The sequence below is a fragment of the Nitrosomonas ureae genome, assembly GCF_900206265.1.
In the GTDB taxonomy this organism is placed as follows: domain Bacteria; phylum Pseudomonadota; class Gammaproteobacteria; order Burkholderiales; family Nitrosomonadaceae; genus Nitrosomonas; species Nitrosomonas ureae_C.
The window spans coordinates 1,311,491-1,337,968 of the sequence record NZ_LT907782.1; the positions used below are offsets into that span (position 1 = coordinate 1,311,491).

General features: G+C 46.1%; 15 protein-coding genes. 3 read left to right on the plus strand and 12 right to left on the minus strand.

The genetic code is table 11. The features are described from left to right. The first annotated feature begins 1 nt into the window (after nucleotide 1). Entirely contained in the window at nucleotides 2-3,166 is a 3,165-nt protein-coding gene (locus CPG39_RS06080) for an efflux RND transporter permease subunit (protein WP_096292520.1), read from the plus strand. Nucleotides 3,167-3,228: 62 nt separating this feature from the next. On the opposite strand, the gene CPG39_RS06085 is transcribed toward CPG39_RS06080, so the two are convergent. The 3 genes from CPG39_RS06085 to purL form a co-directional block, all read right to left on the minus strand. Continuing rightward, nucleotides 3,229-5,217, minus strand: a complete 1,989-nt coding sequence (locus tag CPG39_RS06085) for a M1 family metallopeptidase (protein ID WP_231990411.1) — start codon at nucleotides 5,215-5,217, stop codon at nucleotides 3,229-3,231. Nucleotides 5,218-5,284: 67 nt separating this feature from the next. After that, complete coding sequence (locus CPG39_RS06090) at nucleotides 5,285-6,514, minus strand: ChaN family lipoprotein (RefSeq protein ID WP_096292522.1); 1,230 nt, start codon at nucleotides 6,512-6,514, stop codon at nucleotides 5,285-5,287. Between the two features lie 41 nt (nucleotides 6,515-6,555). Beyond that, nucleotides 6,556-10,542, minus strand: a complete 3,987-nt coding sequence (purL, locus tag CPG39_RS06095) for a phosphoribosylformylglycinamidine synthase (RefSeq protein ID WP_096292523.1) — start codon at nucleotides 10,540-10,542, stop codon at nucleotides 6,556-6,558. A 71-nt stretch (nucleotides 10,543-10,613) separates the two neighbouring features. Between purL and CPG39_RS06100 the strand changes: the two genes are divergently transcribed. After that, a complete protein-coding gene (locus tag CPG39_RS06100; protein WP_231990412.1) occupies nucleotides 10,614-12,173 on the plus strand; it encodes an NAD(P)H-hydrate dehydratase in 1,560 nt (519 codons plus the stop codon). 177 nt (nucleotides 12,174-12,350) lie between these two features. Here CPG39_RS06100 and CPG39_RS06105 read toward each other — a convergent pair whose 3' ends face one another. The 9 genes from CPG39_RS06105 to CPG39_RS06140 form a co-directional block, all read right to left on the minus strand. Beyond that, the gene (locus CPG39_RS06105; RefSeq protein WP_096292525.1) at nucleotides 12,351-14,258 is read right to left on the minus strand and encodes a GGDEF domain-containing protein; all 1,908 of its coding nucleotides are present in this window, start codon (nucleotides 14,256-14,258) and stop codon (nucleotides 12,351-12,353) included. A gap of 603 nt (nucleotides 14,259-14,861) precedes the next feature. Then, the gene (locus CPG39_RS06110) at nucleotides 14,862-15,878 is read right to left on the minus strand and encodes a ribonuclease T2 family protein (protein WP_096292526.1); all 1,017 of its coding nucleotides are present in this window, start codon (nucleotides 15,876-15,878) and stop codon (nucleotides 14,862-14,864) included. Between the two features lie 100 nt (nucleotides 15,879-15,978). Further along, nucleotides 15,979-17,034 carry a putative bifunctional diguanylate cyclase/phosphodiesterase gene (locus tag CPG39_RS14735; protein WP_231990413.1) on the minus strand — a complete coding sequence of 352 codons (1,056 nt, stop codon included), beginning with the start codon at nucleotides 17,032-17,034 and terminating at the stop codon, nucleotides 15,979-15,981. Further along, nucleotides 17,003-18,880: a cache domain-containing protein gene (locus CPG39_RS14740; RefSeq protein ID WP_231990414.1), complete on the minus strand. Its 1,878-nt coding sequence runs from the start codon at nucleotides 18,878-18,880 to the stop codon at nucleotides 17,003-17,005. The genes CPG39_RS14735 and CPG39_RS14740 overlap by 32 nt, the downstream gene beginning before the upstream one ends. 11 nt (nucleotides 18,881-18,891) lie before the next feature. After that, nucleotides 18,892-20,337: a hypothetical protein gene (locus CPG39_RS06120; RefSeq protein WP_096292527.1), complete on the minus strand. Its 1,446-nt coding sequence runs from the start codon at nucleotides 20,335-20,337 to the stop codon at nucleotides 18,892-18,894. After that, nucleotides 20,306-20,650 (minus strand): hypothetical protein, encoded by a 345-nt coding sequence (locus CPG39_RS06125; protein ID WP_231990415.1) that lies wholly within the window; start codon nucleotides 20,648-20,650, stop codon nucleotides 20,306-20,308. Before CPG39_RS06125 ends, CPG39_RS06120 begins: the two co-directional genes overlap by 32 nt. A 174-nt stretch (nucleotides 20,651-20,824) precedes the next feature. Then, nucleotides 20,825-21,610, minus strand: a complete 786-nt coding sequence (locus CPG39_RS06130) for a PEP-CTERM/exosortase system-associated acyltransferase (RefSeq protein ID WP_231990416.1) — start codon at nucleotides 21,608-21,610, stop codon at nucleotides 20,825-20,827. A gap of 436 nt (nucleotides 21,611-22,046) precedes the next feature. Next, nucleotides 22,047-23,282: a pyridoxal-dependent decarboxylase, exosortase A system-associated gene (locus tag CPG39_RS06135; protein WP_172424086.1), complete on the minus strand. Its 1,236-nt coding sequence runs from the start codon at nucleotides 23,280-23,282 to the stop codon at nucleotides 22,047-22,049. After that, nucleotides 23,282-24,856, minus strand: coding sequence for an acyl-CoA ligase (AMP-forming), exosortase A system-associated (locus CPG39_RS06140; protein WP_096292530.1), 1,575 nt, complete (start codon nucleotides 24,854-24,856; stop codon nucleotides 23,282-23,284). Before CPG39_RS06140 ends, CPG39_RS06135 begins: the two co-directional genes overlap by 1 nt. A 198-nt stretch (nucleotides 24,857-25,054) precedes the next feature. Here CPG39_RS06140 and gltX point away from each other — a divergent pair, with 198 nt between their 5' ends. Then, nucleotides 25,055-26,449 (plus strand): glutamate--tRNA ligase, encoded by a 1,395-nt coding sequence (gltX, locus tag CPG39_RS06145; RefSeq protein ID WP_096292531.1) that lies wholly within the window; start codon nucleotides 25,055-25,057, stop codon nucleotides 26,447-26,449. Nucleotides 26,450-26,478: the final 29 nt, after the last annotated feature.

The following is a 26,478-nucleotide window of genomic DNA, read 5'->3' on the forward strand; positions in this document are numbered from 1 at the left end:
CATGATGGCTGCTATTGTTCGTGCAGCATTAAATCAGCGTTTGCTGGTATTGATAATCGGCTTGATGTTGTGTGTAGCCGGTGGATTCGCGGCAAAAAACCTGTCGGTGGATGCTTTTCCTGATGTCACCAATATTCAAGTACAAGTCGCTACGGTCGCCATTGGCCGCAGCCCGGAAGAAATGGAACGATTGGTAACGGTGCCGGTTGAAATCGCCATGACCGGTTTGCCCGGATTGGTCGAGATGCGCTCAATGAATAAAAGCGGATTATCGCTGATTACCCTGGTTTTTACTGACAAAACGGATATATTCTTTGCGCGCCAGTTAGTCATGGAACGAATTATTGATGTCACCCCGCGCTTGATACCCGGCATTACACCTGTACTTGGACCAGTTTCCACTGGATTGGGCGAAGTTTATCAATATACCATCGAGCATCCGGATGACGGTAAACGCGCTCTCACGGTTGAAGAACTCACCGAACGCCGCACCATTCAGGACTGGGTAGTACGTCCATTGTTACGATCCATTCGCGGTGTCGCGGAAATCAACTCAATGGGTGGGCACGTCAAGGAATATCAGGTTTATGCCGACCCCAACAAATTGCGGCATTACGATCTGACACTCACCGATGTGGATCGCGCTCTGGCCAGCAACAATGCCAATGCCAGCGGAAATATACTGGCGTTGCATTATGAGCAATACCTGATCCGTGGTGTAGGCCTGATTGCTACGTTGGATGATATTCGCAACATCGTGCTTAGGGAGTTGAATGGTGTACCGATTTATGTGCGCGATATCGGTGAAGTCACTTTTGGCGGGGAAGTTCGCCAGGGTGCCAGCATCAAAAACGGCTACACCGAATCGGTTGCAGGTATCGTGATGATGCTGCGTGGCGGCAATGCCAAGGAGATTGTCGGTCGAATCAAGGAAAAAGTTGCTGAAATCAACGAACGTGGAATATTGCCGGATGGTTTACAAATCGTGCCCTTTTATGATCGCACCGATCTGGTGGATGGTGCGCTATCTACAGTACAAAGCACACTGATGGAGTCCCTCATTCTGGTTATCGTTGTACTATCGATTTTCCTGGGAACCATTCGTACCAGCATCGTTGTTTGCTTTACCCTGATTATCACGCCGTTAATTACATTCATGATAATGAATTACAACGACCTGCCTGCCAACTTGATGTCATTAGGCGGATTAACCATCGCGCTAGGCATGATGGTTGACCCCACTGTGGTCGTCGTTGAAAACATTTATCAACGCCTGGGTGAGGCAAAAGGCACCGGCCAATCCAAGTTTGATGTTATTGTTAATGCTGTGGCTGAAGTCGGCACTCCGGTTATTTTTGGCGTATTTGTCACGATTCTGGTTTTCCTGCCATTAATAACGCTCGAAGGTATGGAAGGAAAAACCTTCAGTCCATTGGCTATAACAATCGCCATTGCACTGCTGGTTGCGCTCTTTGTGTCATTGCTCTTATCCCCCGTATTGAGTGATTATCTTCTACAAGGTGGAAGCGAACAGGATACAAAAATTGTTGCTGTATTGAAAAGCAGCTACCTGCGTTTTTTTGACTTAGCCATGCGCAATCAGAAAAAAACCATGATTATCGCAATCAGTTCGCTGATGTTTGCTTTTGCATTATTTCCCTTCCTTGGTACCTCATTCATCCCGATTATGAAAGAAGGCGCAATAACACCGGTCATTATCCGCGCACCTTCTATCTCATTAGCTGAAGCTATCAAGATTGAAACTGAAGCGATGCAGCTCATTGCCGCGGTGCCTGGAGTTAAAAGTGTCGTATCAAAGCTGGGACGCGGTAATACTCCCGCGGATCCTGCGTCACAAAATGAATCCGATCCGATTGCCGACCTGGATTTGGAAGGATCAGGCCGGACTCAAATTGAAATTGAGGAAGATATTCGCAAGGTATTAGAAGTATTACCCGGCGTGAATGTTGTCCTGTCGCAACCGATTGAACAGCGGGTGGATGAGATGGTAACCGGGGTGCGCTCGCAAGTAGCCATTAAAATTTTTGGTGATGACTTGGAGCAATTGAGAATGTTATCCGAACAAGTGGCGCGAATTGTCAAATCCACAGCGGGCGCCAGAGACATCCGTATTGAACGGTTATCCGGTCAACAAGAATTGACAATCAACATTGATCGGCGTGCCATAGCACGGCATGGTATCAATGTTTCCGATGTCAACGAATTAATTGCCACAGCGGTTGGCGGTAAATTTGTCACCCAGGTTTTTGAAGGTGAACGCCGCTTCACCCTGCTCTTAAGATTTCCGGAAGCATTTCGCCATGATGTAGAAGCCATCAAAGACCTCTTGTTAAGACCTGTCAATACGAATGTACAGAATGGCATGGCACAGGGCGGCATGCTGGTGCCCCTCAGTGCTGTGGCAGAAATAAAGGTGATTGATGGTCCGGCGATTATCTCACGTGAATTCGCCAAGCGCCGCGTTGTAATTGGCGTTAATGTGCATGGGCGCGATATGGGTGGATTTGTGGAAGAACTACAGGAACGTACCGCCAAGGAAATCAAACTACCTTCGGGCTATTATTTTGTCTGGGGTGGGCAATTTGAAAACATGCAGCGTGCGATGGCAACACTTTCAATAATCGTTCCGATTACGCTGGCAGCTATTTTCTTCTTGCTGTTCATGTTATTCAATTCGGTCAAACAGGCTATTTTGATCTATTTGGTATTACCCTTTGCGTCTGTCGGTGGAGTTGTCGGGCTTTTCGTTACCGGTCAATATTTATCGGTACCGGCATCGGTAGGTTTTATTGCCGTATGGGGGACATCAATTCTGAATGGCGTGGTCATTATTTCTTTTATCCGGGAATTGCGAAATAAAGGCTTAACCGTCGAAGAAGCGGTCAGAAAAGCCTGTGCACAGCGCTTCCGTCCTGTCATGATGACGGCAGCCACAACTGTTTTAGGCTTAGCACCGTTTCTAGCAGCTACAGGGTTGGGTTCTGAAGTACAAAAACCTCTGGCTATCGTGGTCATATTCGGACTAACGACAGCAACCATGATGACCATGGTAGTCATGCCCATGTTGTATCGATGGTTTGATGATAAAACTGATACAGCACCGTTATCGGCCCAACCCGAAAAATTACCTCCTCCGATGGCATGACAGTATTTTATTTTAGCCGGGCGCGAGCAACCGATTATTGGTGGCAGGGTTCAATACACATATTATTTAACTACTATTTTTTGGACTCGTATTGGCCAAACACCTTTCTCTATCACCTGTCGGCCATCAAACGCAAGATAGCTTTGCCGTCCATAATGCGGCAACGGACGGATCAGTGCTTCAAGTGATGCAGCATCCTTTGCGGCAATAACTGTCAAGGATCCCCCCTCGGTGCGGGGCAAGGTCCAAACTTGCGCGGTGCCTTTGTTGTTGATTTCATCCGGTTTTGCTGGTAGTCGGCTGGCAGCAAGCCAGACATCGACTTCCGAATCCAAACCGATAACCAGCACCGGTACAGTGGAAAATGATTCATCTGAGGTAATAATTTGCGGTTTGCGATCTTGCAATTTGCTGGCAAGCGTTCCGGCAATTTTTCTAATCCCGGCATCCATGGACAATAGAACTGTTCGCGTAGCGGCATTAATCATCGCTTCGCGCAGGATTGGCGGCGCTTCACCATGCGCTAATTGACGAAACAGGTGCAAATCCGGATCCAATGAAACCGTTAACGGCTTATCCGCTAATTTCAGCTTAAAAAGCTGTTGCTCTTGTTGCAAATCCAGTATGTGTGTCGTTGTGCCCTGCAGGCTTTCAATTGCAACCGGGATGCGCAATTGATATACCGGATCGGATTGTTTCAAAGTAATTGATAATTCATAACCGGAATCCATCGCAATATTTCTTACTTCGTTGATCATGATAGCCGGTGCACCGGTGCGTTCCAACCATTGAGAAAAGAATGGCTGCAGATTCTGTCCTGAAATCATCTCAAACATTTTTTGCAGCTCTTGCCATGATGTAATTCTGAAACGCTGCACACGCCACAATCCCTGAATACCGCGTTGAAAAACCGCGTCACCCAAATGATCTCGTAACATAAAGAAAAACATTGCGGCTTTGTTATAGCCAACAACTTTAGACGCGCCACCGTGCATGCGTGAAGTAAATGCGGTCAATGGCACATCCTGGCCCGGTTGCAATGCGGCAAAATCACGCACCCACCCTAGTCTCATTTCACGTGCAGCCTCGCTGCTCTCTTGTTCTTTATAGGCATAATCGGCCATGAACGTGGTCAGGCCTTCTGACCAGTTGCCGCTTGCATAATCCGGGTAGACTCCATTGCCCCACCAATTATGCAGCACTTCATGACCAAGTGAAGTATCGCGAATAAATGGCAATTGCAACACATCAATGCCAAGATAAGTCAATGTAGGCATGCCAAATCCGGTCGGCGTAGGGCTCGAAACCACGCTGAATTCCCTATAGGGATACGCGCCGATCCAGGATTCGTAAAGGCTCAAATAACGCTTCACCGCATCCAGATAGTCTTTTGATAAGCTACTAATTTGTGGATGGAAATAGGTGCGCAGCTGAATCGGTTGGTGATGTATGTTTTGATGCGTCTGTGTTTCAATCACATATGGTCCAGCCATCAGATCAATTCCTTCAGCCGGATGAGAGAATTCAAAAGAAGCATGATAACCCTGCTCCGATTCGCTTTCCTCCACTAACCGGCCTGCCACCAAGCCTTTCTGACCGGACGGTAGTTCAATACTGACCTTATACCGCGCCAGATGCCCGACTATTCGCGGATACCAATTCGATCCATCCGGCAGAAACACGCCGGATTCTCCACTTACCGCGACCGGTCTTTCCAATGTCTGCTGATGATCCAAAGAAGTATCCAATGCAGCCAATGTTCCTTTCCACTGTATCAGAAACTGGATTTGATGCCTGAAATGAAACGGAATGTTCCAAATATGCGTTTGGTTGGCTTGCTCACGGCCAATGCCCAATGGCCCATCATTAAATTCCGCCTGAGTCACTTCGTATGCCGCTCCCAGCATCAGTTGCAACTCCCTTGGTTTATGGACGGTAATCAGGCTTTTCCCTTCAATAGTGCGATTTACAGGATCAATTTTTACCATGATATCGTATTCGACGTCATTAAACTTGATCGGTACAGGCGCCGATAGAATCTGTTCCGACATCAAACAAAAAAACAAAAACAAACAACAAGTTCTGATTAAACTATCCACTGTCATAGATTGAAATAAATTAAAGACTCAAAGTAGGGAATTTAGCGATAATCAGCATCTCTATGCCGTCTCGTTTTATTTTGATCGGCAACCAAGTTCCGGGCGCTTGGCGTTTTACAACATTGATCACATCTTCGGTAATTTTAATCGGCACACCAGCCATTTCCAGAATCACATCCGAAGCCATGAGTTCCGAGACTTCTGCGATGCTGTTTCTTTCTACTTGCAGTACCACGGCACCGCCCCGCCCCATTTCGTAGCGAATCCCCAAGCGCTGGAATTGCGGCCTGAAAGATTCAGAAACATGCGGCATTACGCCAAAAACGGCATCAGCCACCCCTTTAACTAACTGCTGACAAGATTTACTGCTATCCCATGGCAACAATGCAACCACGTTTTGAATACCCAAATCATGTAATTGATGCGCTACCCCAAAACCATGCAATACATGTCCCGAACCCATGACACCTACGACCAGCGGCTTATCCGGACTAATAGATGTTGTCACAGCTTGCTGCAGTATCTGTGCCATGGCGCGGTCCCACAATTGTTGCCCACCGATAAAACGCCGGAAATCTGAATCATCTTGCGTAATTTCCCCTGCTTTTTTGTCTTTACGGTCATGTTGCTTATAAATCGGCAATAAGTAATCAATATATGCTTGACTGGGCTCCGCCGGGCGCGTCAATCCTTCCCGCTCCTCCATGGGCACACCATAAAAGCCTTTTTCAGCCACCTGGTGACGCAGCTTTGTTTCAATATTCAAGGCGACCATCGGGATACGATTCATACGCGCAAAATGAAACAACGGTAAATAAAGATTGGCATCGGTATTCCACACCCGATCCCACTCAGCTACACGAAGAAATTCTTTTTCACTTAATTTACCAGCAATCCATTTATCCAATGCTGCCTGCACACGACGAGGAAACATTTCAAATCCGATCACCATATTGGGACGCGCAGCGTGCAAAGCCACCAGTGTTTGCAACTGCCAGCGATGATGATCCGCATTGACGTGGGTCTCACCTAATAGCACCACCGACGCCTTCGCCGCGCGTGCGATAATTTCCTGTTGTGAAGCTTTACCCAAACCTGGAACAACCCAATCCCCCAACGGGACGCAGTCTTTAGATGCCGGTTTTTTTGCCGGAATGATGGTTGCCGTTGCATTATTTACGCACAACCCCATTAGCATAAGAATCACGCTAATAACTCTGCTACAACGGCTTACATTAAAATTTGTCATTTTTTCTGGTTATCCTGTTAACAGATCCATAAAATAGTGAGTTATCCAATCCATTTACGTGCATTCCGGAATAAACGCATCCAAGGCCCATCCCCACCCCAATCTGAACGAATACCGGGATACCAGGAATGCTGCGTCACTCGAAATACCCGTTCCGGGTGTGGCATCAACACATTAAATCGCCCATCCGGTGTAGTCAATCCGGTGATCCCTTGAAGCGATCCGTTCGGGTTATAAGGATACTGCTCAGTTACTTGTCCGTGATTATCGACAAATCGCATCGTCACCAGTGACGCAATTTTGTCGGACTGGCCGGAACACAGCTCAACCTTGCCCTCGCCATGGGCCACCGTGATCGGCATCCGGCTCCCGGCCATGCCATCAAAAAATAACGATGGGCCGTGTTGTATTTCCACCATGACAAAGCGTGCCTCAAATTGCTCCGACAGATTACGTTTAAAACGGGGCCAAGCTTCGGCACCTGGAATAATCTCATGCAAATTGCTCATCATTTGACAACCGTTACATACACCCAGCGCAAATGTGTCGCTACGCTGAAAGAATGCTTCGAATTCTTCTCGTGCACGTGGGTTAAATAAAATCGATTTGGCCCAGCCTTCGCCCGCACCCAGCACATCACCATAAGAAAATCCACCGCAGGCAGCCAATCCCATAAAATTTTTTAAAGACAATTGACCTGATAGAATATCGCTCATATGCACATCGATTGCGCTAAAGCCGGCACGGTCGAAAGCCGCGGCCATTTCCACATGCCCATTCACGCCTTGTTCACGCAATATGGCCATACGCGGACGCACCCCGGTTTGAATAAAGGGTACAGCAATATCATCACTGGCATCAAAACACAGCTCGACCTGGAGTCCTGGATCGGCAGTTTTAAGAATCCGATCATATTCCTGTTGTGCGCAATCCGGATTATCACGCAGCTTTTGCATCTGATACGTTGTCTCCGACCAAGCACGTTGTAAATCTACCCGTTTCTCTGCCAGCACTGGTTTATTATTACGCATCAGGCGGACTTCATCGGTTTTGTTTAATTGGCCGATGATAAAACTGACATCACGCAATCCGGCTTCGGCTAGCACTTGCAACACTTCCTGGCGCCGTGTGGCTTCGATTTGAATCACAGCACCCAGCTCTTCATTGAAAAGCACCGTTAAAAGGCGTTCCAGAAAACGTCCATGCAATTGCTCAGGCTGCAATTCCGATCCGTCGATATCACAGCTGTGCGAATCAAAACACAGCTGATCCAGATTCACGGTCAAACCAGTATGCCCGGCAAAGGCCATTTCACATAATGTCACGAATAATCCGCCATCGGAACGATCGTGATATGCAAGCAGATGGCCCACTTCATTGAGCTGTTGAATCGCATTAAAAAATTTCTTCAAGTGCTGCGCACCCGTTGCGCCGTCAATATTCGGCGCAACATTGCCAATCTGCTTGTACACCTGAGCCAGTGCTGAACCGCCCAATCGATTTTGCCCTTGTCCCAAATCAATCAGAATAAGTTCGGTATCACCACAATCGGCACGCAATTGAGGCGTCAGGGTTTTGCGCACATCCATCACCGTTGCAAAAGCGGTGATAATCAACGATAGCGGCGCCGTAACATCTTTGCGCACTTCCGATTCTTCCCAAGTGGTTTTCATCGACATTGAATCTTTTCCAACCGGTATGCTGATACCCAGTTGCGGACACAATTCCATGCCGATGGTATGCACTGCATCGTACAATCCGGCGTCTTCACCTGCGTGTCCGGCTGCAGCCATCCAATTCGCCGATAATTTAATCTTTTCGAGATTACCGATTGAGGCTGCGGCAATATTGGTAATCGCTTCGCCTACCGCCATGCGTGCGGCTGCCTTGCAATCTATCAAAGCTAACGGTGTGCGTTCGCCAATAGCAAATGCCTCGCCCAAATAGGTCTGATATCCCATACTCGTCACCGCAACATCGGCAACCGGAACTTGCCATGGACCAACCATCTGATCACGCACGGATAAACCACCGACACTGCGATCACCGATAGTAATTAAAAAAGTTTTATCGGCCACTGCAGGTAAATGCAATACCCGATAGACAGCTTCGGTCAAGGTTACGTCCCGCCAATCAAGTACCGGAAGTACCCGGTTACTGTGAGTAACGTCGCGCATCATTTTCGGCGGCTTGCCAAGCAGCACCTGCAGCGGCATATCGACTGGCGCAGTGGAAGACTGCGCATCGGTTACCACCAACTGCCCGTCACTCGTGGCTTCACCCACTACTGCAAATGGACAACGTTCACGCGCGCAAATACTTTGGAACAACGCTAAAGACTCCGGTTTTATTGCCAAAACATAACGTTCCTGGGCTTCGTTACTCCAAATCTGCATGGGTGACAAACTGGTTTCTTCGCAAGGCACATCGCGCAAATTGAAACGTCCACCGCAGCCGGAGTCGTGCACCAATTCTGGAAATGCATTGGATAAACCTCCTGCACCCACATCATGGATGAATAAAACTGGATTCTCGACACCACTTCGTTGTAGTTGCCAGCATCGGTCTATTACTTCCTGTGCGCGTCGTTGCATTTCCGGATTACCACGCTGCACCGAATCAAAATCCAATGCTTCGGCATTGCTGCCGGTATCCATGCTGGAAGCCGCGCCACCGCCCAGACCGATCAACATACCCGGCCCACCCAGTTGGATCAGCAAAGTGCCCGCAGGAAATTTCTCCTTACGCACGTGTGCACCTGAAATCTGTCCGATACCGCCCGCCAGCATGATTGGCTTGTGATAACCACGCATTTCTCCACTCAGACGCTCTTCAAATGTACGAAAATAACCTGCCAAATTGGGGCGCCCGAATTCATTGTTGAATGCAGCTCCGCCAATCGGACCTTCCAGCATGATCTGTAGCGCCGATGCAATGCGTCCGGGCTTGCCGTAAGTCGTTTGATTATCGCTTCCCTCATACTCCCACGGTTGTACAAACCCATTAATATTCAGATTGGATACCGAGAAACCGCATAACCCCGCCTTTGGTTTAGCGCCTCGGCCCGTAGCGCCTTCATCGCGAATTTCACCACCGACTCCGGTTGCAGCTCCTGGGAACGGTGAAATCGCGGTCGGATGGTTGTGCGTTTCCACCTTCATCAATACATGTGTTTCTTCTTCGGCGTAACCATAGGTTTGCTGATTGCCGGGATAAAAGCGGTTTATTTTCGCCCCTTCTATCACGCTGGCATTGTCAGCGTAGGCCACCAGAGTGCCCTGTGGATGCATTTGATGCGTATTACGAATCATGGCAAACAGGGATTTATCCTGCGGCTTGCCATCAACAATCCAGTTGGCGTTAAATATCTTGTGGCGGCAATGCTCGGAATTGGCTTGCGCGAACATCATCAATTCGACATCAGTCGGATTACGCTGCACGGTCCTAAAATGATGTAACAAATAATCAACTTCATCGGGTGATAAAGCCAGTCCCATGTTTCGATTCGCTTGTAACAAAGTCTCAATGCCACCGTGCATTACATCAATCGTGTGGAGCGGTTTCGGGGGAAAATGCTGGAATAGTTTGACAGCCTCATCAAAAGAAGCAAAAACGGTTTCTGTCATGCGGTCATGCAACATGCGTGCGAGACGATTCTTGTCATTAATCGCAAGCTGTACATCGCATTGAATATAATACGCAACTCCGCGTTCAATACGTTCGACAGCGGTTAAGCCGCAATGATGAGCAATATCCGTGGCTTTTGTTGACCATGGGGAAATTGTGCCTGGACGTGGCAAGACTAAAAAAAACTCCCCTGGATGACATTTATCTTCCTGTGTTTGATCAGAATTAAGTATTTTTCTCAGCCCATCCAGATCACTATCTTGCATAGTGGGCGTCACTGAACAAAAATGCCAATATTCTGCATGGATAGCTGTTACTGGCAGACTAAAGGCTCTAATTTCTTTGAGTAACTTTTCCAGACGGAATGGAGAAAGCGCACGACCACCACAAAATTGAAGCATCTGAAGAAATAAAACTATTATTTAAAGATTGCAATTTTACACGAGAAGATGTACTTATCGCTGATCATCCCATGAGTGTGAAAAATATGATGATTGCTGATCCGGTTTTGCTTACTGCAGAAATGCGCGCAATAGAGCATTTAACCACTCTGCTGCCTGAACCTCCCCGGTTAATGGAGAAAGCGGGATTAGCCGCAGCCCAAATCATCTGTGATCAACTGCACAAGAAAAGCCATCACATATTGGTACTCGCCGGTCCCGGCAATAACGGTGGCGATGCCTTCGTTGTAGCACGTTATTTGAAAGAATGGGAAAATACCGTTACCGTGGTTTTCCACGGCGATCGTAATCGCGTTCCACCGGATGCCAAGCAAGCAATGCAAGCCTGGCTCGAAATCGGCGGTGAAATACTTGCTGACATACCCGACGGCAAGCAAGACTGGGATGCGGTAATTGATGGCATATTCGGCATTGGCCTGAATCTATCTCAAAGCCGACCCATCGATGGTAAATATCGAGAATGGGTGGATACCGTCAACCAAATGAATATTCCTATTGTAGCGTTGGATATTCCTTCCGGGCTCGGCAGCGATGACGGCTGCATTTACGGTACGGCAATCCGCGCCACCCTCACCGTAACCTTTATTGGATTCAAACCGGGCCTGTTCACGAACTTCGGACCGGAATGCTGCGGCACGATCGTTTTACGCGACCTGAATATCCTATTACCCTCACCCCCCGAACCACGTATCTGGCTGTTGAATCATAGGCTTGCGAATTCCCTTCTGCCACCGCCTCGCCCTCTCAACAGTCATAAAGGTTCATTCGGCAACGTGGCGATTCTCGGCGGTTCTACCGGTATGATAGGCGCTGCGCTGATGGCAGGTCGTTCTGCCTTGCATTTGGGCGCGGGACGCGTATATCTCGGCTTACTCGCAGAAAACGCACCGTCGGTCGATTTCTCCCAACCGGAATTAATGCTACGCACTCCATCTGAGTTGTTCTCATTGAATTCATTAAGTTGCCTGGTGGTTGGCCCCGGTCTGGGACAATCCACGCAAGCATTGTTGTTACTGGAGACTGCCTTGCATAGTGAATTCACGCTGGTGTTGGACGCCGATGCCCTCAATCTGATTGCTTTATATCCTGATCTAGCCAGAAACCTCAGCCAGCGCAATATACCGACTATTTTGACCCCGCACCCTGCCGAAGCTGCGCGCCTTCTGCATATCGACACCGCCACCGTACAAAACGATCGAATGCATGCCGTGCATCAAATCTCGCGCAGTTTTAATTGTTATGTCGTACTGAAAGGCGCTGGCAGTATATGTTGTTTTCCGGATGGAAAACGTTATCTGAACACCAGCGGTAATCCTGGACTGAGTACTGCTGGCACCGGCGATGTATTAGCCGGAATTATTGGGGCATTGATCGTTCAAGGTTTAAATCCAGGCCAGGCACTACTGCTTGCTGTTTATTTGCATGGCGCTGCAGCAGACCACCTGCTGCAGAAAAATCATGGACCGGTGGGAATGGTTGCATCGGAGGTTATCGGTGTCGCCCGGCTGTTGCTAAATCAGTGGATCTACCAAAACGAGAATTCTTCAAACCCTTTACATGATTCCGTATGAAACATTAACAAACTTCGTCTTTCATTGGCGAATAACCCGGGCCATCTTCTCAGTTGAGGCAATCCAGGTGTGAGGCGATAAGAATAAAGAAACGGACAAAATAACACGCCACGGTGGTGCAGCATGTAATATTCGAACTTATATTGGAGTCTTGGCGATTTGCGCCACCACACCGAATCAAATGGCGTTAACCGGATTTAAATGACTTTTACAAATTTCGCCGGCTGACACAGCCTCCTCAGCTGCAACAATCTGATTCTTACCATTTCTCTTAGCAAAATATAACGCTTCGTCAGTACGTTTAAACAAGCTTTCCTGAGATTCCCCGGGCTGATATTGGGCCACGCCGGCGCTAAATGTAATTAACAATCGATTGTTTCCATGCAAAAAGAATTTCTTGGTTAGATAGCGCCGTATCCTCGCAACTGTTGATATCGCCGCTTTTAACCCGGAATTAGGCAACAAAATTGCAAATTCCTCTCCACCATAACGTGATATCACATCATCCCGACGCACAGTTTCTTTGACCGCTTCAACCAAGTATTTCAATGCATCATCACCCACATGATGTCCATGCGTATCGTTTAACTGCTTAAAATTATCAATATCCAACAGAGCAAAACAAAGTGTTCCCTGACTGCGAGCCAATTGTGTAATCTCGCGTTCGAATGCCTTATCAAATCCTCGTCGATTAAGTGCACCCGTCAGATGATCTTCTTGCACTTGTTCGCTCATTTCCTGCAATTGCGTTTCTAGCTGATTGATTTGATTTTGTGCTTCATTAATTTCTGCACGCGCAAATACCAAGTCATTGCGATATTTCAGCACATTATTCTGCACTTTCTGGGTATCTTGCATTATATCTGCAAGCAGCTGATTTATATCTTCAATATTATTGATATGATTGATTCTTTCGGAGTAGTATTCCAATTTTTCATGATATCCGCCTGTAGCATCTGAAAGTTCCTCAAGATTGGAAATTAGGGAAGTTACCATTTGCCGCATAGTTTCCCTGGCTTTGCCCAGGCTTTGTTTTACTTTGATCTGCCTTTGTATTATTTTTCCAAGCGAAAATTCAGCTTGCGCTATTATCTGCATATCCAGTGGCCTAGACATAGCTTTCTTTAATTTGGAAACCTGTAATTTAATCCACTGATCTTCCGACAACAATTCGCTTGTGCTATCCATCAGCATACTTAATAATTTAAGCAAACCTTGTTGTATGTTCGATTTGTCCTCATTACCCAATTCCAACTTGACACAGAATCTCTGAAAGCTCGCCATGAATTGTTCCATTCCCAGCTTACTTTGAATTTTTTTAACCTGCTTACCCAGAGATCTGGCCTCGCCCGCCAGAATTTTATCTTCAATCTGATTAGCAATAACTTGCTCCAGAATCTGCGCCAGCAATTCCAGCAATTGGTCTGTATAACCGCTGATTTGATATTCTTGTGCCAGAATATCTTCTTTGGGTTCAGATTGTTGCTTAAAAGAGTTTGCATCTGATACCGATATCGATATGTTTTCTATACTCTCTTCAGACTCTTGAGAAACAGAATTCGAACCTTTCCATGACTGAACCAATGCCATTAATTTGCTGTAAGCAAGTTCAGGATCATCAGAAAATTCATCCAATACATATTTTAATTCTTTTCTTTTATTTACATTCTCAGAAAAATTTTCCGAATCAACGAGATCATCGAATAAGCTGTCAATAATTTTTACCCAGGATGCTCCTGGTATGGATTTTGCAGTTTCAATCGGTGGAACAGTCTTATTAGAAGCCGTTACGGTTGCAACAAATTTTACCAATACAGATTTAAAATCAGACCAACTCTTATCTTTCACGGCCTGTTCTAGGTTATTGGCACAGTTGAGTAAAGGCGGTGTATGACGCGGAAATTCTTTTGCCAGTTCCATTAGTAATTTTGCCGTAACAGCACAAACCTGACTATCTGGATTACCTGCTATTTGGTTGTACAGCTTAAAATAACTTTCAGGAGTAGGTTGTATTTTGAGTATAGCAAGCTGCTTTAATGTCTCCCGTGCAATCACGGATGGGCTAGCATTAGCAAACTGATTCATATAATCGCCCCCTACGATTACCGGACAAAAACTTTAGCGATACAAATATCAGCAATAACATAATCTTAATGATCTCAAATTGATTATCAACAATAAACATCAAGCTTGTCACCCTATTACTCACAGCCATTTGATTCTTAGATGCTAGAAACCTATAGTAAACTCACCTCGTGAATTTATGATTACGGAATTTTGAGAGTTCCATTGATACTTAATCTTACAAATCAATTTCATCGTGGATAACCATCTGAAAATTATTTGCTGAACCGCAACAATCGAAAAATCATCCCCCCCCTCACTTTAATTTATTTTGCATTATAAGATATTCATATGACAGCAAGTAGGAAAAACTAACGGTATTTACGGCCGCATTTCCCAACAAGTAAATATAAGTATCAATAAATAAATGTTTTTTCTTATAGTATATAATTATTCTTTCACACCAAATTCAAACAACCCCTCAACTCTTCCTACATACACTTATTCCTTGTGCTTTCAGCCGAATAATTCCAAACTGCCTGATCAATCAAATATAATCTTCTTCCAATACTGGAATTAGAATAAAACCTGAAGCGGATAATTCTTGTATTTCTGTGGATGGAATTACTGTCCAATACGATCAACCCGGAACGTTTCTCCGCAATTGGATTTTTCCTGAACTGGCGCATTCATGATCAATTTTTCAAGATCAGCACCTGCAATTAAATTACCCGACAGACTCAACTGAATCTCCACCATCATTCCTTGCTGATTGCAATTCAGTTTAATTCGATCTCTAGCAGCGGAACCCAGTACCGCCTCCAAGCGATTAAGAAAATCTTCCGTGCGTACCTGCTGGTTAATTCTGCGATTCATAAAATAAGCCATACCGGAATCATTAAACTGTCGCGCCAAATCAGCAGATAGATCAAAAAATTCACTTATCGACCAGTTTTCCTGACAACTGCCATGTTTGTGCCACTCATGCCGCTCAAGGCAGGAACCAGCTATCACGCTGGGCATTACTTCTGCCAACGATGCTTGAGAAGCGGTATCCAATTGAATTGCCGGATAATCACAAAATTCATCTTTCTTCTTTTTTACAGTACCGCAGAATGCATAATTTTTATTGCAGTTTTTTTTGTTCGGCCACAAACCATGCAATGCAAAATGTTTGGCGTGATATGCATTCGGATCAGTTATTTCACATTCCGGCTTATCCGGTTTAGTCTCACAGAAGGCAGGCTGCCATGATAATGCCAGCACATAACTATCCGCTTGACCTGCAGTATTGCAGTTGTTATCACTTTCACCACTTTCATTATCTCCCGTGTCTTTGCCTGTTATCTGGGCCTGACCGCAGGCCGCACTTACCCACCGCGCTTCAGGATTCACCCCTGGCAGAACAATCCGATACCAGGCCGGAGGGTTTGGTTTGGTAACCTCGATAATATCGTACCGGTTACCCGTCAGAATTTGTGCATTACCCGGATTGGTTAATTTATTTTTTGATACAAAGGCCGGACAGGACTGCTGTGCGGAGAAAATTCCGCGCACTTTATCCGCACATGCGGGATGAGCAAACAAGATCGTCAGTCCGGTCAGAAAAATTAGAAAAACGCTATTTTTACGAAATTCCATGCTGATCCTGCTCCATTACTCTGCCACTATTGAAATAACTGTCTGTCAATAACCTATTGATATTTCTACCGTAGTAAGCCGAATCCTACTAAGCTACCGTTTATTTCACCAAGAACTGATTTGCAGGTGCTGGTTTTCCTATGTAATAGCCCTGAGCATAATCAATATCCATTTTCTCTATTAATAATAATATTTCTGCACTTTCGACAAATTCCGCTGTAATTTTCTTGCCAAAACCCCTCGCAACACTACAAAGTGCATTCACCAGAATAAGATCATCGCTGTTTTCGGATAAGTTACGTATAAATGACCCATCAATTTTTACCACATCCACCGGTAATTCTCGCAAATAATAAAATGATGAGAAACCAACACCAAAGTCATCCAGCACAAAACCGCAACCCAACTCTTTAATCTCCACCATTAATCCGCGTGCTCCGGGCAAGTCTTCCAGGGCCGCAGTTTCGGTGATTTCAAACATCACACATGCTGGATCCATCTGATGTAGTGCCAATTCCGCCTTGAGAATGGGCAATAATTCCGGATCATTGAAAGCATGCGCAGATAAATTGATCGAGAAATTAACTTGAAACCCAGCTTGGTAAATTTCGGCTACTTGCGCTATAGCCTTGCGCAGCACCATATGATCAATTGCATGGATTAGCCCGGTATGCTCTGCAGCGGGGATAAAATCTGCCGGCGATAACACCGTGCCATCGATATCCTGCATGCGCAACAATACTTCATAATGTGAAATTTTTTTCGATTTAACGTGCATAATCGGCTGCAAATACAATATGAAGTTATCATGTAAATGCGAATACTCGATTTTTTCCTTCCAATATACCAGTGTATGAATACGTTCGCGGCTGCGGTCCTTATCCGAGAACAGATACCAAGCGTTCCGTCCCATTGCTTTTGCCTGATACATGGCGAGATCAGCAGCTGCCAGCAAATCATGGATGTTGGCACCGTGTTCGGGAAATAAGGCAATCCCGATACTGGCTGAAATTTTGTGAGTACGGTTATTGATCGTCAATTGTGCCAGACCCAGTTGATCCAGCACCTTCTTGGCCACGCCTATCGCTCCGTTGGCATTAATTTCCGGCAAAATGATCGCAAATTCATCCCCCCCCGAGACGGCCGGTAATATCATCCGCTCGAATGTTTTGCGCCAGCATACTCGAAACCATTTTAAGCAATGTGTCGCCGGCTTGGTGCCCGCTGGTATCGTTGATATACTTAAAGCGATCCAGGTCAAAAAATAACAGAGCACCCGGGTGGTTATACCGCTCCGCGCGGCTAAGTACCTGCTCCAGTTCCTCACTAAAACGGCGCCGGTTAAACAAATTAGTCAACGGATCATGATCAGCCAGCCAAGCTAAATGTCCTTCAACCCGTTTATACTCGGTGACATCCAGACCGACTGATAAAATTGATGGCTCACCAGGAGATTTCCAGGATAAATGCGAGTGCAACCAAGCGACATGACGCGTTGTTCCATCCTTACAATGCGTTATAGCCTCATGACGCAATTGCATTCTCTGTCCGGTATGAATTTCTTTAATGTGAAAAAGCAGATCGTGTGATTCATAATCAGGAATCAAAATATCCAGAAAAGATTTGCCATACAATTCACTTTCCGAATAACGCGTCAACATTTCTCCATAAGCGTTTAATGACATAATTTCGCCGTTAGAATCCTGCGTTAACACGATTGCCTGTGCCGTATCCAGCAAATTCTTCACAAAATCCCTTTCTTTACTGAGCTCATTCTTTTGTTCAATCAGCATTTCAGTCCGGCTTGATACTTCCTGTTCCAGCTTTTCCAACTGTAGCGACAAAGATACGGCTGCTTCCGAAAGCGTATCGACCTCATCTCTAAAACGTTGTACGCGCCCTGTAGAAACCAAAGACAAGCGGAATTTCTCAAACTGCCCATTAGCAAGGAGTGGAAGCACAAACACCACATCTTTTAGCTTTGCCAGCAGTCGGGTAAAAATAAGAAACAACAAAATCTCAGAGCAAATTAGCCCCAGCAAACCGATTAATGCAATTTTCCAGATAGAATCATAAATATTATTTACTGCGGCCGTAACATCCGTGATAATGACCAAATAGGCTTTATCCGGCTCATATGAATTGAGCGGGAATATTTTTAATTGAAAATGCTGATCATTCCAGCGAACTTGAATTCCATCGCTCAACGCAGACATATCCGTATGGTTCTGAGCCGCTTTATTGAGAATTTCAAGATTTCTTTCTTTGCTGGTTAGGGCTGAAATATAGATATCCCAATGCCAGAAATCAGAATCGCCTTGTTTCAGATTATCCTGCTCTTTGATCAACAAGCCCATATCGGCGCCGGAGAGTCGCTTAAATGCCAAAAACACATCCGCTAGGGAAATTCCCATAACCACGACACCCACCTTCTTTCCTTCTACCAGTAGAGGCGCAACAATGTATTGGATGCAACTTTCCCGGCACAGTAGGGGGTTGATCGGCCGTTCGGACTGATTAACCTGACGCACCCAATTTGACAGTAAAATACTGTCATCTATATTGGTAGCCAAACTGTCCCAACTGGCACTCAATTGATTCGAGGGATTATAGAAATGAATAAATTCAACACTATTATGAAATTGCAACAGTGCCCAATGCGAATCAAAAACATTACTGATCGCTTCTTCATCATTCATCAGCAAGGGTTTTTTCATACCGTCCAGGAACGGAATCATTTCAGCCAGCTGATATAAATTCTGCGAAGTGTTCTGGATGAGGCTATTAACTTCTCTGGAATAACGGCGGTAATTATCTTCTCGTTGATTGTCAAAATTAGCCATTAAACCCAGATAGCTAACAAAACAAAACAGCATTACAACGGCCAGCAATATCAAACTGCTGCTTAATGAAATTTTCCATCTCAGACTGCGGAATCTACGGCTCTTATGATTCGGAGCAATAGGTGCTTTCTCCAATTTAACCTCGGAACTAGTTCCCATCAGAAACCTGCCTAAAAGCGATAAGAGGCCTGTATTGCGTAAAGATGCCAGTGTTGATCAGTATCAAATGGTCGCCCCGTTTTTAGATCAATTGGATTATCTAAACCTGATAACCATGCCGTTCCGTTCACATAATGATATTCAGCTCGCAACATGAACGCTGGCGTAACATTCCACCGTAAACCCACCGTGATATCTTTGGCAAAGCGAGTATGCCCCAAACCATTCCGCCCTACAGGATTTTGAGCAACCCAATCACTTCCATTGCGATCCGAGCGATCAGTAAATAGCGCATCATACCGCAAAATACCTTCCCATTTTGGAGTAAAACGGTATTCCCCCTGGAAGTAATAACTCTCACCAACGAAATGTAATCCATTGAGGTTTCGGTTCTGAAAATTATTATCGTACTGGAAAGGACGTATGGCATATTCAGACGTCAATGTCCAGCGCTCTGCATTATATTGCGCAGAAAAAAACAGAGGGGTAAATTCTAGTCCTCCAGGCCCTAACTCCCGCGGATTGAGCGAAGAAATCGGATTTCTTGGATCATAAGATGTATTCAGCCATATCCCACTGATACCCAGGCGAAGTCGCTTATCATTCGTTTCAAAAATTCCACGCCCTATATACGAAACTTCCCGATTCAAACTTCCGTCCCGCACTAACCCAAGCAATGAACTTTCAGTATCCCTGTTATCCACAACCGGCAGCGTCACCCCGAATTGGGCGGAAAATGTACCCCAATCAAATACCGCCGCATCGCCGTAAACTTGCACAGAATCACTTGAAAGCCCCAAATTTCGGGTGCGATCAAAATATATCGACTGTGGCAATAGAATGCTGGGACGCGTAAACGCCACGTCCCGGGTTTCATTGTAAAAACCGAAGGGATTCTTCAATCGACCCACTCGAATACCAAATTGATTTGCTTCATGAGAATACACCTGATAATCCAAGATGGCGTAATCCAGGCGTGGCATACCTGAATTTCCCTCTCCGGCGCGACGTGACAATACCTGAGCCGATAACTGCAATCTCGGGAGGGGTCTTACCGAAGCATTAAGCCCTGCTTCTGTAAGACCGAAGCTACCCCCGTTATCGCTATTTCCAAAAACATTATTATCGGAAGTCGTAATATAGGCCTGACTGACGAAACCATGAATCTGCAAATCTCCCGGACGGTCTGTTGAACGCAACCATTGCATTGCAGTGCCTACCAATCCAGGCTTCTCCGTAACGCGACTAACCTCAGTTTCGTTAATCTGAGCAAGTAAATCCGTGCTTGGCAGTTTTTTATTGAGCGGTTTGATCAATTCAGATTGTTTGTGCGATGGAAGCTCCTGAGCCTGCACAGAAATATTTCCCACCACAAATAACAAAATAATCCCCCTGGCAATCCATTGTGAAGGATTGACAAAGCAACTATTTAATCTGGAGCACGTTAACATTTTCATCAATATTGGCTCTCCACAAATAACCTATCGCTCCTGGGGTATTAGCAACCTTGTCGCGCATTTCTTCTATTGAATTAACTCTAATAGGCGCTTGACCTGTGCCCGAAAATACTAAGCGATCCCAGGTAGACCTTAACTGATAAGGAAATACGTTCAATTTTTCCTTCGAGACCGCCTTATGTAACTTATCCTCATCGGATAATACAAATACCCGAATCTTGGTTCCATCCGGCCAGGTTTTCAGACTCATGCTAAAAATGGAGCGTAATGAATTGACCGTAAGCGCGGTTTCGCTAACATTCGGATTAGTCACAATCTCATAGTGATCATTTGCCCTGACATCTGCCTTAACACCCAAAAAACAGATAAATAGCGCAAACCCAAAGTATGATCTGGCTCTTGACAAACAGTAGAGTAATATTCGAATTTCTATTGAGAAATGAAATAAATTCAAGAAGCAAGCCCCTGATTCAAGGCAGATATTGCATTAGTTGGTATGGGCAAGGTTATACTCGCCACAATCAGTTACAACCTCCCACGCGTCACGATGCTCGTTATACATTTTTTCCAAGGCATCTTCCACTTTCACATAATAAGGCCTACGAATGCCGTGGTAATTAACCGGGGGACCAATCGGATTAAAATTCAAACCATAAAAACCCATTAATTTATTCAATGCGGGATCCGCTACTGACAACCAATGCCTGATATTATATTTGACTGACATGCGCATTACCCCTGCCATGAGTACCAATCCGATACTAAGTGATGAACGGCGATCTGAAGAACGCCGATCTTGTTGCGTCCCTCTTTGCTCCCTTTCGTGATGCACCTCTCTTTTTTCCCCTTCAGTCTCTTCCACTTGCTTGCGACGATCTCCCTTACGCCGATCAAACCGACTAACAACCAAGAAACGTGAAATTTCAGCAGTTTGTTGACGAGGCAACGCCTTGACATCACACAATTCCGGATCCAATTGTCCATATAACTCTACCGGTAGAGGCTTTTCAGGCCTGGATGAATCGGGCAAAATCAGTCTTACGGTACCAATAAATTCTCCGGAAGGGCGATAGCGCAAAAGAATGTGTGACGAGTGACTGTCGTAACCATCCCTTTCCATTTGATCCGGGCACAGTACCGGATCAAAACCGGGCAAACGTTGTTCAACACATAATACTTGATAGCGAATTCTGTAAACATGCTCCAGCAGTTCAGCAGTATCAGCGACAACAAGTTCAAAGAATTTCTGAAAGTTTTGATACAAATCACTCATAGAATCACCTAGTTCGGGTTCAAAATCCACTCTATTCATATTTAAACAAATTCTTAAAGCAATTTGTAACTATTCAGAAAATGAAGATGTAATGAATCAGTTAATAGCATGGGTAGAAATCATATACCGCATCTACGCTATCTCATCAGTGAAAAAACGCAACCACTGTAGTGTATTTTCTATTTTATCAGCATAAAACAAACACTCTTTCATGCAACAAGTAATATCTATTAATTACCCCTAGCCATTTAAGTATATTTAAAGCGAATATTCAACTGCTTTGCGCAATTTATCGAAGAAATTCAGCTATGACCCACCCCCCTACACAATATAAACAACATTTAAACTGAGTGCAAAGAACTTTATCGATATGAATCGTATGGATTAGCTCTATTTTATTGCAGACAAAATAATAATTTCTGCCGCAAATCATTGCTCAAACCAACACTTCGATCGGCGGAGGATGATCAAGAAATGCTGTCGGACTCGCCGTCAAACCATAAGCACCTGATTGTAAAACAACTACCAGATCGTTTACGGATGCCCGGGCCAGGGCCATTTGATCCGCCAGTACATCCAACGGTGTGCATAGCGGCCCTACGACGGAAACAATTTCCCTTGCGGTACCTTGAACTTTGTTACCGATAACGACAGGATAGTTTTTGCGGATAACTTGACCTAAATTCCCGGAAGCCGCCAAGTGATGATGCAACCCACCATCCGTTACGAGAAAGACTTGCCCACGCGAAGCTTTACGCTCCAGAATACGGCAGACATAAATGCCTGCCTCGGCAACCAGATACCGTCCCAACTCAAGCGCCACCGTGGTTTCCGGTAATTGCTGCTTTATTCTCTTTATCAGGCGCTGTAAATTGACCCCAATCGCTGCAATATCCAACGGCTGGTCACCCGGAAAATAGGGCACTCCGAAACCGCCGCCGATATTTAGCAACTTCACCGGTGAAGGTGCATATTCAGCCAGTTGAATGGCAAGCAAAACGATTTTTTCATGCGACTCCTGAATCGCTGCCGCATTCAGATTCTGTGAGCCGCTAAAAATATGAAAACCAACAAAATTTAAGTCAAGTAAATCCAGCCGTTTCAACACATCGGGCACACATTCGGCGTCGATGCCGAATGGTTTGGAGCCGCCACTCATTTTTACCCCGGAAGACTTGAGCTCAAAATCCGGATTAATGCGAATGGCCACTTTGGGAGCCATCCCTAAATCTACGCCTTGTTGTGCAATCAACTCCATTTCCTGCGGTGACTCAATGTTCAGCACCACGCCTGCGGCAATCGCACTGCGCAGCTCATGCACCTTTTTCCCTGGACCGGCAAAACTTATCTTTTTAGAGGCTAGGATGGTATCCAATGCAATCCTCATCTCTCCTGCCGAGGCCACATCCATGCCATCGACCAAGCTTGCCAGATGCTGCACCACAGCCGGCATGGGATTGGCTTTTATCGCGTAGTGCAACAAGACTTCTTGGGGCAAATTCTGGCGTAGCAGTTCAACCCGCTCAGTAATTTTTTTCCGATCATAGGCATAAAACGGCGTCGTGCCCACCCGATCCACCAATCGGGTCAATGCCATTCCGCCTATCTGCAAACAATCGTCTTGCACAGAAAACTGCGCAAGCGGTGCATGTTCCAAGGGTTGGTTGATCATCAGTCGTTTTCGCTAAATAGGAGTTGTAACTGCCGGGAAAGGAATTTACGGTCAATTTTGCCGTTTGGATTGAGCGGTAGTTTTCCTTCGCGCACTTCGAGATGACTGGGCACCATATAAGCGGGCAATTGTTTCTTGCACGCGCCTAACAGTCTATCAACATCCAGCTGGATACCTTCCCTGGCCGTAACAATCGCAGCGATCGCCTGTCCCAGTACCGGATGCGGAATACCAAAGGCGACTGCCTCAGCGACACATTCCGTGGCGTAGATGACCTCCTCGATTTCGGTCGGGCTGACGCGGTATCCGGAAGTTTTGATCATTTCGTCACGGCGTTCAATGAAATACAAAAAACCCTCTTCGTCCATCTGCACCGTATCGCCTGACCACGCAGCAATTTCCGTGAGCATCAACCCTGCCTGTCGTGACTTAATGGGTTTAAAACAGGTCACGGTCTTTTCCGCATCATTCCAATACCCCATGGCCACCAGAACACCCCGGTGCACCAATTCACCCGGCTCACCCGGCACGCAATGCGATCCATCTTCCCGCAGCACCATGACCTCGGCATTCGGTATCGCTTTACCAATAGAATCAGGACGCCGGCTGATTTCTTCCGGCGCCAGATACGTTGAGCGGAAAGCTTCGGTAAAACCATACATCAGAAAAATTTTCGTATCCGGCAAAGCATGACGTAACTGATCCAATATTGTACGGGGTATGGCGCCACCCGAATTGGTGATATAACGCAACGCAGGCACTTTATCCCAATGCAGACGCGCAAGTTGAGCCCACAAGGGTGGTACAGCGGCTAATCCGGTGATGCGCAATTCCTTGACAACACGGAGGATGTCATGCGGCAACAAGTAATTCATCAATATGTTTGCTGCACCTGCGTAAAAAGCCGTCGTCAGCTGGCTTAATCCGTAATCAAAACTCAACGGCAGCACGGTTAGAATGCGGTCATCAGAACAATTCTGTAAGTAGTGCGCGACACTTTTAGCGCCGGCAACCAGATTACGATGCGAAAGTACGACACCTTTGGGTTTGCCCGTACTGCCAGAGGTATAAATGATAGCCGCCATATCGCTATCGATCGTTAACACAGCCGTATTGACACCGCTCATTTCTTCCCAGCAAACGACAGAAAAGCCGGGAATGACCGTAAGTTTATCTTTACCGTCCACCAGCACAATCGTATGCAAATCACGACAGGATAACAAAACAGCTTGCAATAATTTCAACCGTTCCAACGAAGTGATCAGTACCCTTACATTGCAATCGATCAAAATATAAGCGACCTGTTCCGGTTTTAATACCGGATTGACCGGAACAAAAACACCCCCCCCCGCCGCCGCGGCAAATAATGCAATCACTGTCTCGAAACGTTTCTCGAGATACACTGCAACCCGCTCCCCCCGACTTAAGCCCAGTGCCCGCAAACCACCCGCTTTTGCCTTGACTTGCCTTGCCAGCATGGCATAACACATGGATTGATCCTGATACCACAATGCTTCAGCATCTGGTGATCGTTCTGCGGTTGTGAAAATCAAATCATGAATTAAATCGGTCATTTATCACACGCATGATGCTCATACATACTCGTTAAAAATCTTATTGGAATTAAATTGCGCACATTATAATCGGCTTTAAGCCGCAAGCCTCGATGAAGATGCATCCTACTTGAACCGGGGTAAAAGAAACACTGGTTTTACGGAATCGCGTAAACTACCCCCTTCTCAACATTCGGTCTTACAGTTAATACAACAATCATGACAGTACGTACACGATTTGCACCCAGCCCAACCGGTTATCTGCACATTGGCGGCGCGCGCACCGCGCTCTTCTCCTGGGCTTATGCACGCAAGCACGGCGGGCAGTTCATTCTGCGCATTGAAGACACTGATCTGGAACGCTCCACCCAGCAATCGATACAAGCGATTCTCGACGGCATGGCATGGCTGGGATTGGATTACGATGAAGGACCGTTTTATCAGATGCAACGGCTGGCGCGCTATCATGAAGTGGCTGAACAATTACTGGAAAATAATCAGGCCTATTATTGCTACGCCACTAAGGAAGAACTGGAACAGATGCGTGAGCAGCAATTGGCCGCCGGCTTAAAACCCCGCTATGACGGACGCTGGCGTGATTCCCGAAAAACCCCGCCGACCGACATAAAACCGGTGATCCGACTGAAAAATCCATTAGAAGGCCATGTCGCCTTCAACGATCAGATCAAAGGGAAGATCACGGTCGCCAACACTGAACTGGATGACCTGGTATTACTGCGCAGCGATGGCGTGCCGACTTATAATTTCAGCGTCGTGATCGATGATCTGGATATGAATATCACCCATGTGATACGCGGTGATGATCATGTCAACAATACCCCGCGCCAAATTAACATTCTTAAAGCTCTGAATGCGCCGTTACCTGAGTATGCTCATGTCCCGATGATCCTGGGCGCGAACGGTGAGCGTTTGTCCAAGCGCCATGGCGCTGTCTCGGTGATCCAATACCGCGAAGACGGTTATTTACCCGAAGCCTTGCTGAATTATCTGGCCCGACTGGGATGGTCGCACGGTGATGAAGAAATTTTCAGTCGCGAGCAATTGGTCGAATGGTTCGATTTGGCCGCAATTAGCCGCTCCCCGGCTAAATTCAATCCGGAGAAACTGCACTGGATCAATCAGCAATATCTCAAAGCCACGGATAATGCGCGTTTGGCTGAATTGGTAACACCTTTCCTTGCAAAAGACCATTGTCAAATTGAGGGCGGCCCCGATTTAGCGCTGGTTGTCGATTTGCTCAAGGAAAGAGTCAATACCATTGAAGAATTGGCTGATGCGGCGGTGTATTTTTATCGTCCGTTGGAACCCGCCGATGAATTGAAAACGCTACACCTAACCGCGGAAGCAAAGCCGCTCATGCTCGGTTTGCTGGAAAAATTCCGGCACATTGAATGGACACGCGAATCAATTCATCAGGAAATAAAAACCGCCGTGAAGGAACACAACGTTAAATTTCCGAAAATTGCGATGCCGTTGCGCGTCATGGTAACCGGAGAGATTCACACGCCTTCCATCGATGCAGTGCTGGCGCTGCTCGGACGCGAGGAAACGCTCACCCGCATGAACAGCCATCTTGGCAATTTTCAGGATTGATCTTTTCTTTACAATGAATCAAGGCATCA

What these genes read in the sequence shown, in the direction of transcription:
- CPG39_RS06090 (WP_096292522.1), bottom strand. Translation starts at nt 6,514, where the DNA reads ATGACAAATTTTAATGTAAGCCGTTGTAGCAGAGTTATTAGCGTGATT.
- CPG39_RS06130 (WP_231990416.1), bottom strand. Translation starts at nt 21,610, where the DNA reads ATGAGTGATTTGTATCAAAACTTTCAGAAATTCTTTGAACTTGTTGTC.
- purL (WP_096292523.1), bottom strand. Translation starts at nt 10,542, where the DNA reads ATGCTTCAATTTTGTGGTGGTCGTGCGCTTTCTCCATTCCGTCTGGAA.
- CPG39_RS06080 (WP_096292520.1), top strand. Translation starts at nt 2, where the DNA reads ATGATGGCTGCTATTGTTCGTGCAGCATTAAATCAGCGTTTGCTGGTA.
- CPG39_RS06120 (WP_096292527.1), bottom strand. Translation starts at nt 20,337, where the DNA reads ATGAAAATGTTAACGTGCTCCAGATTAAATAGTTGCTTTGTCAATCCT.
- CPG39_RS06110 (WP_096292526.1), bottom strand. Translation starts at nt 15,878, where the DNA reads ATGGAATTTCGTAAAAATAGCGTTTTTCTAATTTTTCTGACCGGACTG.
- CPG39_RS14735 (WP_231990413.1), bottom strand. Translation starts at nt 17,034, where the DNA reads ATGATATTACCGGCCGTCTCGGGGGGGGATGAATTTGCGATCATTTTG.
- gltX (WP_096292531.1), top strand. Translation starts at nt 25,055, where the DNA reads ATGACAGTACGTACACGATTTGCACCCAGCCCAACCGGTTATCTGCAC.
- CPG39_RS06140 (WP_096292530.1), bottom strand. Translation starts at nt 24,856, where the DNA reads ATGACCGATTTAATTCATGATTTGATTTTCACAACCGCAGAACGATCA.
- CPG39_RS06100 (WP_231990412.1), top strand. Translation starts at nt 10,614, where the DNA reads ATGAGTGTGAAAAATATGATGATTGCTGATCCGGTTTTGCTTACTGCA.
- CPG39_RS06085 (WP_231990411.1), bottom strand. Translation starts at nt 5,217, where the DNA reads ATGTCGGAACAGATTCTATCGGCGCCTGTACCGATCAAGTTTAATGAC.
- CPG39_RS14740 (WP_231990414.1), bottom strand. Translation starts at nt 18,880, where the DNA reads ATGGGAACTAGTTCCGAGGTTAAATTGGAGAAAGCACCTATTGCTCCG.
- CPG39_RS06105 (WP_096292525.1), bottom strand. Translation starts at nt 14,258, where the DNA reads ATGAATCAGTTTGCTAATGCTAGCCCATCCGTGATTGCACGGGAGACA.
- CPG39_RS06135 (WP_172424086.1), bottom strand. Translation starts at nt 23,282, where the DNA reads ATGATCAACCAACCCTTGGAACATGCACCGCTTGCGCAGTTTTCTGTG.